Source organism: Micromonospora sp. NPDC047753, from assembly GCF_040642735.1.
Taxonomy (GTDB): Bacteria; Actinomycetota; Actinomycetes; order Mycobacteriales; family Micromonosporaceae; genus Micromonospora.
The window spans coordinates 1-10,770 of the sequence record NZ_JBEYSL010000218.1 but is presented as its reverse complement, the minus strand read 5'-3'; the positions used below and the strand labels follow the sequence as shown (position 1 = coordinate 10,770).

Sequence of the window (10,770 nt, the reverse complement as noted above, 5' to 3'; positions counted from 1 at the left end):
TTTTTGTTTTTTTGGTTTTTTTTTTTTTTTTTTTTTTTTGTGGTGGGGGGGGGGGGGGGGGGGGGGGGGTTAGACGGAGGTGGGGGCTAGGCCGTAGGTCAGGGCGTCTACCAGGGCGTGCCAGCTGGCCTCGACCACGTTGGGGTGGACGCCGACAGTGGTCCAGTCCCGGCCGCCGCCGTCGGAGGTTTCCAGCAGGACCCGGGTGACCGCTCCGGTGCCGTGACTGCCCTCCAGGATCCGCACCTTGTAGTCGGCCAACTCGAAGTCGCGCAGTTGCGGATAGTGCCGCGCCAGCCCCACCCGCAGCGCCTCGTCGAGGGCGTTGACCGGGCCGTTGCCCTCGGCGGTGGCGATCACCCGCTCACCGCGAACCCGGATCTTGACGGTCGCCTCGGAGACCACAGCGCCGTCCTCACGGTGCTCGACCAACACCCGGTACGACTCCAGGGTGAACGGTCGGGCCGGGCTGCCCTCCGGCATCTCGGAGCGGACCAGCAGCTCGAACGAGGCGTCGGCCGCCTCGAACGACCAGCCACCCGCCTCCAGCTCCTTGACCCGCTTGGTGACCCGGTTCAGGGCGTCCGGGCTGGCGGCCAGGTCCAGGCCGAGCTCACGACTCTTGAGCTCGACGCTGGCCCGGCCGGCCATCTCCGTGATGAGGATCCGCATGTCGTTGCCCACCACCGACGGGTCCACGTGGTTGTAGAGCAACGGGTCGACCTTGATCGCGCTCGCGTGCAGCCCCGCTTTGTGGGCGAAGGCGGCGGCCCCGGCGTACGCCTGGTGGGTGTCGGGGGCGATGTTGGCGATCTCGGCGATGGCGTGCGAGACCCGCACCATCTGCGCCAGGCAGCCCTCCGGTAGGACGGGCATGCCGAGCTTGAGTTGAAGGTTGGCGACGACAGCGAAGATGTCGGCGTTGCCTGGGCGCTCGCCGTACCCGTTGGCGGTGCCCTGCACGTGGCGGACGCCCGCCTCGACGGCGGCGATGGTGTTGGCCACCGCGCAGGAGGTGTCGTTCTGGGCGTGCATACCGAGCAGCCCGGCGTCGATCCCCAGCCTGTTCGTCAGGTCATGGATCACGGCGGTCACCTGGGACGGCAGCATGCCGCCGTTGGTGTCGCAGAGCACCATCCGCTCGGCGCCGGCGGCGAGCGCGGTCTGCACCACGGCGGCGCCGTACGCGGGGTCGTGCCGGTAGCCGTCGAAGAAGTGTTCGCCGTCGACGAAGACCCGTCGACCCTCGCGGACGAGGTGGTTGACGGTGTCATGGATCATGGCGAGGTTCTCCGCGCCGGTGGTGCGCAGCGCGCGCTCGACGTGCCGGGTGTCGGCCTTGGCGACCAGGGCCACGGCCGGGGTCTGCGCGTCCAGCAGGGCGCGTACCTGGGGGTCGTCCGCAACCGCGACGCCGGCCTTGCGGGTGGCGCCGAACGCGACGAGTACGGCGTGCCGCAGGTCCAGTTCGGTGCGGGCGCGGCGGAAGAACTCGGTGTCCTTGGGCACCGCGCCTGGCCAGCCACCCTCGATGAAGCCGACGCCGAACTCGTCGAGCAGCCGGGCCACGGCCAGCTTGTCGACCACCGAGTAGGTGAGCCCCTCGCGCTGAGCGCCGTCGCGCAACGTGGTGTCGAAGACCTGGAACGTCATCAGGATCCTTTCTCGGAGCAACAAAAAGACCTCCCGCGGATGCGGGAGGTCTGCGCGCTCGGCAGAGGGGAGAGCCGGCGCGCTAGGTCGCAATAATCAGGGCGGTGCTGGTCACGATGGCCACTCTGCCACCCCTCCCCCGAATCTGGGAGGAACAATCCATATAGCGGGATGGTGACGGAGGGTTCGTACGCCCCGAACCGCCGCTCGTGATCGGCTTCACAAGCCACCCAGCCCACTCATCGGGGGAACCAGCCATGCGGAAGCATCGGGAACGGATCCGATGATGGCCACCGTGCCGTCAGCAAGGAGGACCTGTGCTCACCGTCAGTGACCGCTTACCTGAGCACGGCCTCGCCGCCTGTGTATCGCTGGGCGCCAACAACGCGTCCACGGCGGTCAACCACACGTCCCACGAGGGCACGTGGTGTGTGGTCTTCGTCGGGCCGATGGGTTTCACCACCATCAGCCCGACGGGGATCGCCGACGAGACCTCCGCCGGCGGATTCTGACCATGGGCCTGGACGCGATCAAGGCAGCCCTGCCGGAGTACGCCAACGACATCAGGCTCAACCTGGGCGCCACAATCGGTTCCTCGGCGTTGACCCCGCCACAAACCTGGGGCGTCGCGCTGGCCTGTGCGGTGACCGCTCGCAACCCGGTGGTTCTGCGGGAGATCGCAGCCGAGGCGCTCGGGCACCTCGGGCCGGAAGGTGTCGAGGCGGCCAAGGGCGCTGCGGCGATCATGGCGATGAACAACATCTACTACCGGGCCAAGCACCTGATCGGCGACGAGCGGTACGCCTCGATGCCGGCCCGACTGCGGATGCGGATCATCGCGAGGCCGGGGGTGGACAAGGGCGACTTCGAACTCTGGTGTTTCGCCGTCTCGGCCATCGCCGGCTGTGAAGTGTGCCTGGAGTTGCACGAGAAGAGGCTGCGCGGCAGTGGCTTCACCCGGGAGCAGCTGCACGAGGCCCTGCGGATCTCCGCCGTGGTGCACGCCGCGGCGGTCACCCTGGACGCCGAGACCGCCCTGGCCTGACGGACGCCCCGAGACGGGCCGACGCCGCGCCTCGCGGCCCCTCGCCGTACAGCGGTCTGTCGCCGTGCCGCGCCCTGATCGCCGTTTCCGGCCCCCGACGGCCGGGTAGCTCCTGCGGGGACGCACCCACCCTTCGGCGAGACGATCGGCGACAGTCAGGAGTGAACGGCATGGACAGGATCGATCCGCACGCCACCCACGCGGGGCCGGACCCGCTGCGCGGCGGCGACCAGGGCGCGGTGCCCGGCGGTGCGCCGGCCGGCACGTTCGACCCCTGGCGCTACCGGGACCAGGCCGGTGTGGCCGACGTCGACCTGGTCGGCTACAAGGTCGAGGCCACCGACGGGGGAATTGGCAAGATCGACAGCGCTAGTCACGAGGTGGGCGGCAGCTACCTGGTCGTGGACACCGGGCCCTGGATCTTCGGCAAGAAGGTGATGTTGCCGGCCGGCACCGTCAACCAGGTCGACCACGACCAGCGCACCGTCTCCGTCGACCGGACCCAGGACCAGATCAAGGCCGCCCCGGAGTACGACGAGACCAGCCACAGCGACCCGCGCTACCGGGATCAGCTCGGCGGCTACTACGACGAGACGTACGGCGCGCTCCCGCCCGGCACCGCACGCTGACTGTTCGACCCGACGGCCGGTGGGGCACTGTCCCACCGGCCGTTACCGTGTGAACGTGGACGCCACCGAGAACAACCCCCAGCTCTCGCTCCCCGCCACCTTCAACTTCCGCGACGTCGGTGGCCACCTCGGCCACGACGACCGGTCGGTCCGCCGAGGTCGGCTCTACCGCTCCGACTCGCTGCACCGCCTCACCGAGCAGGACCACGACGCGTTCGCCGCGATCGGGATCCGCACCGTCATCGACCTGCGCCGCCCCACCGAGGTGCAGCGCGACGGCCGGGTGCCGGAGTACCAGGGACTGACCTACCGGAACATCCACCCGGAGCACGCCGACTGGGCGGGTACGCCGCACGAGGAGGGCGCCAGCCTGGCCCGGTACCTCGCGGACCGGTACGCCGACCTGGCCCAGACCGGCACCGCCGGGCTGGCCGAGGCGGTCGGCCTGATCGCCGACTCCGCCAACTCCCCGGTGGTGGTGCACTGCGTCGCCGGCAAGGACCGCACGGGCATCGTGTGCGCGTTGACCCTCGCCGTGCTCGGCGTCGACGACGCGGACATCACCGCGGACTACGCGTTGAGCAGTGTGGCGTCGGCCCGGTACAGCGCCTGGCTGGCTTCCGTCACCCCGGGCGGCGTGGACGTGCCGGCGCCGTTCCTGAGCTCACCCGCGGAGGCGATGCAGATCTTCCTCGACGAGTTGCGCGCGGGGCACGGCTCGGTCGAGGCGTACCTGCGCCACGCCGGGGTGACCGAGGAACAGCTCGCCGCGCTCCGCGACCACCTGCTCGACGAGCCCACTGAAGCGCAGCCCAGCGACGCGTAGCGCCGACTGCGCCGGCCCGTCCGGGTGGACGGGCCGGCGCGGCGACGGAGATCAGAAGACCCGCTGCACCCAGCCGTGCGGGTCGGCCGCCTTGCCCCGCTGGATGTCGACCAACTGCTGACGCAGGGCCATGGTGACCTGACCGGGCTCGCCACCACCGATCAGGAACTCGCCGTCGGGGAAGCGGACCCCACCGATCGGGGTGACCACCGCGGCGGTGCCGCAGGCGAACACCTCCTTCAGGCGTCCGCTGGCGGCGTCGGCCTGCCAGTCGGCGAAGCTCACCGGCCGCTCCTCGACCTGGTGTCCGGCCCCGGCGGCCAGCGCGAGGACGGCGTCGCGGGTGATGCCCGGTAGGATCGTGCCGGTCAACGGTGGGGTGACCACTGTGCCGTCGTCGTAGACGAAGAAGACGTTCATGCCGCCCAACTCGTCGACGAACCGGCGCTCCACCGCGTCCAGGAAGACGACCTGGTCGCAGCCGGCCTCGATGGCCTCCGCCTGGGCGGCGAGCGACGCGGCGTAGTTGCCGCCGCACTTGGCCGCGCCGGTGCCACCGGGCGCGGCCCGGGTGTAGTCCGGGGAGACCCAGACGGTGACCGGCTTGACGCCACCGGTGAAGTACGCCCCGACCGGTGAGGCGATCACCATGTAGAGGTACTCGTTGGCCGGCCGGACGCCGAGGAAGACCTCGCTGGCGAACATGAACGGCCGCAGGTAGAGGCTGCCGTCCTCGCCGGTGGGGATCCACTCCCGGTCGATCTCGATGAGCTTGTGCAGCGAGTCGACGAACACGTCCGGCGGCAGCACCGGCATCGCCATCCGCTGCGCGGACGTGGCGAAGCGGGCCGCGTTGGCATCGGGCCGGAACATCGTCACGCCACCGTCGGCAGTGCGGTACGCCTTGAGCCCTTCGAAGATCTCCTGCGCGTAGTGCAGCACCGCGCTGGCCGGGTCCATCGGGATCGGGGCTCGGGCCTCCACCCGGGCGTCGTACCAGCCCTTGCCGTCGGCGTAGCGGACGGTGACCATGTGGTCGGTGAAGACCCGACCGAACCCGGGGTTGGTCAACAGTGCGGCCCGATCGGCGACGGATACCGGCGCGAGATTCGGACGGATCTCGAAGTCGAGCTTGTCACCACCGCTCATCGCGCTGACCTCCCTGCGGGACAACGGCATGCGGGACCGCACACCGACATGGCTGTGCCAGAAACTTACCCCGAACGCTCGTTCAGCGGGTAACGCCGGTCGGGCTGCCTGCGGCAGACCGGTCGCCACGCGGGCCGGGATGATCAGGCTACGGCGTGGGCGGCGAGCCGGTCGCCGACCTCTTCGGTACGCAGCGTCACGCCCGGCACGCGGCCGGCCAGCTCGGTGGCGACCGCCGCGTTGACCCGGGCGGCCGACTCGCTGTGCCCGAGCTGCTCCAGCAGCAACGCGGCGGAGAGCACCGCGGCGACCGGGTCGGCGATGCCCTGCCCGGCGATGTCCGGCGCCGAGCCGTGCACCGGCTCGAACATCGAGGGGTACGCCCCCTCGGGGTTGATGCAACCGCTGGCGGCCAGCCCGATGCCGCCGGTGACGGCGGCGGCGATGTCGGTGAGGATGTCGCCGAAGAGGTTGTCGGTGACCACCACGTCGTAGCGCTGCGGCTGGGTGACCAGGAACATGGCCGCCGCGTCGACGTGCTGGTACTCGGTCTCGATGTCCGGGTGCTCGGCGGCGACCGCGTCGAACGTACGCGCCCAGAGCGAGCCGGCGTGGGTGAGCACGTTGGTCTTGTGCACCAGGGTGACCTTGCGCCGTTCCCGGCGGCCGGCGCGGGCGAACGCGTCGCGGATCACGCGCTCCACGCCGTGCCGGGTGTTCAGGCTCTCCTCGGTGGCGACCTCGGCCGGGGTGTCCCGGTGCAGGGAACCACCGGCGCCGGCGTAGAGCCCCTCGGTGCCCTCCCGCACCACCACGAGGTCGACCTCGCCCGGCTTCACGTTGCCCAGCGGTCCGGCGACCCCGGGCCAGAGCCGGGACGGGCGCAGGTTGACGTACTGGTCGAAGGCGAAACGGAGCTTGAGCAGCAGCCCACGCTCCAGCACACCCGGCGGGACCGTCGGGTCGCCGACCGCGCCGAGCAGGATGGCGTCGTGCCCGGCCAGCTCGGTCAGCACCGAGTCGGGCAGCACCTCTCCGGTACGGTGCCAGCGGGCGGCGCCGAGGTCGTACTCGGTGGCCTGCACGTCGGGCAGCACCGCGTCGAGGACCTTGCGGGCCTGCGCGACCACCTCGGGCCCGATGCCATCTCCGGCCACCACCGCGATCCGCGCCACGACCGCACTCCTCTGCTCAACGGTTGTTCGGGCAACGGTACGTCGCCGTCCCGCCTCCCGGTACGCGGCGTCCACGGTGCGGGATTCCCGGATCCACAGCACCCTCTCAGCTGGGACTCATGGGGCGGTCATCTCCGCTGCCTACGGTAGTACCCAGTGGGTCGCGGGGGCCTGCTGACCGACGGGGTCGCGGCGACGCGGCACCATGTGCGAGGGGGCAGATGCGATGCGCATCGACGAGCAGCCGCGGACCCGCTGGCCGGACACGTCCGCGTTCCGCAACCGCCGGCCGGACCTTCGACTCGGCAGCCGCCGGCACCGGATCGACCCGGCCGCCGCCACCGAGGGCCGGATCGCGGTGCAGCACACCGTACGCACCGCGACCGCCGAGTACACCCTGCTGCTCAACGCCCCCGAGTGGCTCGGCCGCCGGGGCGTGGGCGAGGCGTTGCGGGACAGCGTCGCCGAGTTGCGCGCCATCGACCTCACCTACGGTCCCAACCGGCCGGAGAGCCTGGTCTCCCGACTGCGTCGGGGCGAGATCAGCCCGGAGTCGTACCCTCCGCTGGCCGATCTGGTGGACCGCTGCGCCGCGATGCGCGCGGCCACCGACGGGTGGTTCGACGCCTGGGCGGTGCCCGGCGGCTTCGACCCGGGCGGCCTGCTCGGCGGTTGGGCTGTGGAACGGGCCGCCGAGCGACTGCGCAACGCCGGCATCCACGACTACGCCGTCCTCGTCGGCGCTGACCTCGTCGTCCGGGGCCACGCGCCGCACGGCGGACCCTGGCGGGTCGCGGTGCACCACCCGACCGCACCCCAGCGCGCGCCGCTGGTGCTGGAGATGACCGCCGGCGCGGTCGGCACCTCCGGGGTGACCGGGCGGCAGGGGCACGTGGTGGACCCGCACACCGGCGAGCCGGCCGATCACCTCGTCGCCGCCACTGTGGTGGGCCCCGACCTGACGATCGCCGACGCCTACGCCACAGCGCTCTACGCCGCCGGCCCCACCGGCCTGGCGTGGTTCCGGGGCAACTCCGACTATCGCGCGCTCTTCGCCCACCGTCGCTGAGCGGAGCGAAATAGCGATCGGCCCCCACGGTCTCGGCAACGACAGTGGGGGCCGGTCAGCGACGAGTGCGCGTGGCTCGCACAACCGAGGGGTGCGGACCGGTCGGGCCGGACGTCGACCGCGCCACCCGAAGACGGGCCGGCGCCTCGAACTCGGCCAGTGACCGCAGTGCGTACGCTAGCGAATCGACGCAACTCGACGCAAGAGTCTCCACACCGGACCGTCGCTACCGGAGACTGCGGTAATCGGTGGTTGACCGGCGGCGAGGCAGTTTCGACATGATGAACGACGGATGGCACGCTATCCGCCGTGAGTTTCGATCTGAGCGTGTGGGCCCTGGAGGACGGGGCGACGCCCGAGGACGTGCGGACAGCGGTCAACGGTTGCCGGCAGGGGCGGCACGTGGACCGCTACCCCGATCCGCGGGTGGTCAGCTTCTACCGGGCGATCACCGCCTCCTATCCGGACCGTCACCCCGGCCCGAACAGCCCGTGGGCGGTGGCACCGCTGCACGCGGCCCACGACCACGTCGAGCTGAACCTGCACCCGACCTGCGCGGACCAGGTGCTACTGGACATCGAGCGGCTGGCCGGCGAGCACGGGCTGATGCTCTTCGACCCGCAGGACGGCTCGGTCTACCCGCCGCCGGCCCGGCTGCCCGGCTGACCTGACCGGCGGCACGGACGGGAAATGACGAGGGGCCCGGCGAATCGCCAGGCCCCCCACGGTGTTTGTCGTCTACTACTCGTCGCGCAGGTCGGCGGCGCTGGCCGACGTGGCACCGATCGAATCGGCGGCCGACGTGAGCAGGTCGGCACCGAGCGCCTGGTCGACGGTGAGCGTCATCAGCGTCTCACCGCCCGCCTCCCGACGAGCCACCTGCATGGCGGCGATGTTGATGCCCGACTCGCCGAGCAGGGTACCGACAGTGCCGACCACACCGGGCCGGTCGGCGTAGCGCAGGAAGAGCAGGATGCCCTCCGCGCCGATCTCCACGTCGAAGCCGTCCACCTCGGTCAGCTTCAGCACGTCCCGAGCGCCCGAGTGGGTGACAGTGCCGGAGACACTGACGGTCCGGCCGTCCGGCAGCGCGCCGCGCACCGTGACCAGGGTCGGCTGCTCGGCCGTCTCGCCCAGCGTGGCCAGGGTGACCTCGACGCCACGCTCGGCGGCCAGGTGCGGGGCGTTGACGTAGGTGACCTGCTCCTCGACAACGGAGCTGAACAGGCCCTTGGTGGCGGCGAGCTTGAGCACCGACACGTCGTGGCTGACGATCTCACCGCGGACCTCGACAGTGACGCTGGCGGCGACCCCACCGGCGACGGCGGTGAACGCCCGGCCGAGCTTCTCCGCCAGCGGCAGCAGCGGCCGAACGTCCTCGGCGACCACACCGCCGGCCTGCACGTTCACCGCGTCCGGAACGAACTCGCCCTGCAACGCCAGCTTGACGCTCTTGGCCACGGCGAGACCGGCCTTGTCCTGCGCCTCGTGGGTGGAGGCGCCCAGGTGCGGGGTGGCCACCACGTTGTCGAAGGCGAACAGCGGCGACGAGGTGCACGGCTCCTTGCTGTACACGTCGACACCGGCGCCGGCGACCCGACCCTCGGCGATCGCGTCCGCGAGCGCCTGCTCGTCGACCAGCCCACCACGGGCGGCGTTGATGATTCGAACGCCGGGCTTGACGAGCGCCAGCTCCTTCTCACCGATCAGCCCCACCGTCTCCGGCGTCTTCGGCAGGTGGATGGAGATGAAGTCGCTCTCCCGCAGCAACTCCTCCAGGCCGACCAGGCGGACGCCGAGCTGCGCCGCGCGGGCCGGCTGGATGTACGGGTCGTACGCGATCAGCCGGGTGCCGAACGCGGCGATGCGAGACGCGAAGAGCACCCCGATACGACCGAGCCCGACCACGCCCACCGTCTTGCCCTGCACCTCGACGCCTGTGTACTTCGACCGCTTCCACTCCCCCGCCTTGAGCGCGGAACTGGCGCTCGCGGTGTTACGGGCGACGGCGAGCAGCAGCGCGACGGCCTGCTCGGCGGCGGAGACGATGTTGGAGGTGGGCGCGTTGACGACCATGACGCCCCGCGCGGTGGCGGCCGGCACCTCGACGTTGTCCAGCCCGACGCCCGCCCGGGCGACCACCTTGAGTCGCGGCGCGGCGGCGACCGCCTCGGCGTCGATCTGGGTCGCGCTGCGCACGATGACGGCGTCGGCCTCGGAGAGCGCCGAGAGCAGGGCCGGACGGTCGGTGCCGTCGACGTGACGGACGTCGAAGTCGTGGGCGAGCACCTCGATGGCGGCGGGGGCGAGTTCTTCGGCGATCAGTACGACAGGATTCATCGGTCCTCGTAGAGGTCGTGTATGCGATCGGCCCGGGCGGCGGGGCGCCGCACTGCGCCCTGCGCTGATCCGTGCCGTGGCCGTCAGGTGCCGGCTGCTGCACCTACAGGCGATCGTAGGGGCCCCGCTGGTCGGCGTGTTCCGGTCTTCGGGGTGAGTGCCCTCACACGCCCGGTCGAGCGACGGACATCGGCCGTTCACCGCACCGACACTGTTGCTCCGGCCGCGCCGAGCACCGGCGGCACCGGCCAGCCGGTCACTGCGGGACGGTCGTGGCGCACGAACACTGCCGCCCGACGTATCGACGGGCGGCAGCATGCCGGGCAGCCCCGGGGCGGCGCTGGGGAGAGCGCCGGCCCAGGGGCTGTCGGTGGATCGTCGGTCGGACGGGTCAGGCGGTCTCGGTGATCGGGCGGTCGACCCAGCTCATCATGCCGCGCAGCTTCTTGCCGGTCTCCTCGATCGGGTGCGCCGCACCCTCGGCCTGCCACTTCTTGAAGTTGGGCCGGCCGGCCTCGTCCTCGGCGACCCACTCGCGGGCGAACTCGCCGGATTGGATCTCACCCAGGATCTTGCGCATCTCGTCCTTGACCCGGGAGTCGATGATGCGCGAGCCGCGGGACAGGTCGCCGTACTCGGCGGTGTCGGAGATGCTGTAGCGCATCTTCGCGATGCCGCCTTCGTACATGAGGTCGACGATCAGCTTCAGCTCGTGCAGGCACTCGAAGTAGGCGACCTCCGGGGCGTAGCCCGCCTCGGTGAGCACCTCGAAACCGGTCTGCACCAGCGCCGAGGCGCCGCCGCAGAGCACCGCCTGCTTTGACGGTGGACAGTCCGTACCTGTACGACGTGTGGCAGGTCTCGAAGGGCCGGGTCCCGGAGCG

Annotated in this window: 10 protein-coding genes and 1 pseudogene; 6 read left to right on the top strand and 5 right to left on the bottom strand. The window is 71.1% G+C overall.

Translation table 11 applies throughout. The features are described 5' to 3' along the window. Positions 1 to 69: 69 nt before the first annotated feature. On the bottom strand, positions 70 to 1,653 hold the full coding sequence (cimA, locus tag ABZ749_RS19120) for a citramalate synthase (RefSeq protein ID WP_357229538.1): 1,584 nt from the start codon (positions 1,651 to 1,653) through the stop codon (positions 70 to 72). A gap of 317 nt (positions 1,654 to 1,970) precedes the next feature. On the opposite strand from cimA, the gene ABZ749_RS19115 reads away from it, so the two are divergent. The 4 genes from ABZ749_RS19115 (at position 1,971) to ABZ749_RS19100 (ending at position 4,153) form a co-directional block, all read left to right on the top strand. Further along, positions 1,971 to 2,165 (top strand): hypothetical protein, encoded by a 195-nt coding sequence (locus ABZ749_RS19115; protein ID WP_357229535.1) that lies wholly within the window; start codon positions 1,971 to 1,973, stop codon positions 2,163 to 2,165. Between the two features lie 2 nt (positions 2,166 to 2,167). Next, on the top strand, positions 2,168 to 2,698 hold the full coding sequence (locus ABZ749_RS19110) for a carboxymuconolactone decarboxylase family protein (RefSeq protein ID WP_357229532.1): 531 nt from the start codon (positions 2,168 to 2,170) through the stop codon (positions 2,696 to 2,698). A 170-nt stretch (positions 2,699 to 2,868) separates the two neighbouring features. Next, a complete protein-coding gene (locus ABZ749_RS19105; RefSeq protein ID WP_357229528.1) occupies positions 2,869 to 3,327 on the top strand; it encodes a PRC-barrel domain containing protein in 459 nt (152 codons plus the stop codon). 55 nt (positions 3,328 to 3,382) lie between these two features. Continuing rightward, positions 3,383 to 4,153: a tyrosine-protein phosphatase gene (locus ABZ749_RS19100; protein WP_357229526.1), complete on the top strand. Its 771-nt coding sequence runs from the start codon at positions 3,383 to 3,385 to the stop codon at positions 4,151 to 4,153. 51 nt (positions 4,154 to 4,204) lie between these two features. On the opposite strand, the gene ABZ749_RS19095 is transcribed toward ABZ749_RS19100, so the two are convergent. Both ABZ749_RS19095 and ABZ749_RS19090 read right to left on the bottom strand, forming a co-directional pair. Beyond that, positions 4,205 to 5,302 (bottom strand): branched-chain amino acid aminotransferase, encoded by a 1,098-nt coding sequence (locus ABZ749_RS19095; protein WP_355005302.1) that lies wholly within the window; start codon positions 5,300 to 5,302, stop codon positions 4,205 to 4,207. A gap of 143 nt (positions 5,303 to 5,445) precedes the next feature. Then, positions 5,446 to 6,477: a 3-isopropylmalate dehydrogenase gene (locus ABZ749_RS19090; protein ID WP_357229523.1), complete on the bottom strand. Its 1,032-nt coding sequence runs from the start codon at positions 6,475 to 6,477 to the stop codon at positions 5,446 to 5,448. Positions 6,478 to 6,703: 226 nt separating this feature from the next. Here ABZ749_RS19090 and ABZ749_RS19085 point away from each other — a divergent pair, with 226 nt between their 5' ends. Then, complete coding sequence (locus ABZ749_RS19085; RefSeq protein WP_357229520.1) at positions 6,704 to 7,546, top strand: FAD:protein FMN transferase; 843 nt, start codon at positions 6,704 to 6,706, stop codon at positions 7,544 to 7,546. A 309-nt stretch (positions 7,547 to 7,855) separates the two neighbouring features. After that, positions 7,856 to 8,212 carry a hypothetical protein gene (locus tag ABZ749_RS19080; RefSeq protein WP_091393184.1) on the top strand — a complete coding sequence of 119 codons (357 nt, stop codon included), beginning with the start codon at positions 7,856 to 7,858 and terminating at the stop codon, positions 8,210 to 8,212. A gap of 75 nt (positions 8,213 to 8,287) precedes the next feature. Here the strand turns inward: ABZ749_RS19080 and serA are convergent, their stop codons facing one another. Together serA and ABZ749_RS19070 are read right to left on the bottom strand one after the other, a co-directional pair. Continuing rightward, complete coding sequence (gene serA, locus ABZ749_RS19075) at positions 8,288 to 9,886, bottom strand: phosphoglycerate dehydrogenase (protein ID WP_357229517.1); 1,599 nt, start codon at positions 9,884 to 9,886, stop codon at positions 8,288 to 8,290. A 391-nt stretch (positions 9,887 to 10,277) separates the two neighbouring features. Further along, positions 10,278 to 10,706 (bottom strand): annotated as a pseudogene (locus tag ABZ749_RS19070) (ketol-acid reductoisomerase); the annotation flags it as partial. Between the last annotated feature and the right edge of the window lie 64 nt (positions 10,707 to 10,770).

Coding starts and splice junctions, on each gene's coding strand:
- ABZ749_RS19110 (WP_357229532.1), top strand. CDS start 2,168: ATGGGCCTGGACGCGATCAAGGCAGCCCTGCCGGAGTACGCCAACGAC.
- serA (WP_357229517.1), bottom strand. CDS start 9,886: ATGAATCCTGTCGTACTGATCGCCGAAGAACTCGCCCCCGCCGCCATC.
- ABZ749_RS19095 (WP_355005302.1), bottom strand. CDS start 5,302: ATGAGCGGTGGTGACAAGCTCGACTTCGAGATCCGTCCGAATCTCGCG.
- ABZ749_RS19085 (WP_357229520.1), top strand. CDS start 6,704: ATGCGCATCGACGAGCAGCCGCGGACCCGCTGGCCGGACACGTCCGCG.
- ABZ749_RS19105 (WP_357229528.1), top strand. CDS start 2,869: ATGGACAGGATCGATCCGCACGCCACCCACGCGGGGCCGGACCCGCTG.
- cimA (WP_357229538.1), bottom strand. CDS start 1,653: ATGACGTTCCAGGTCTTCGACACCACGTTGCGCGACGGCGCTCAGCGC.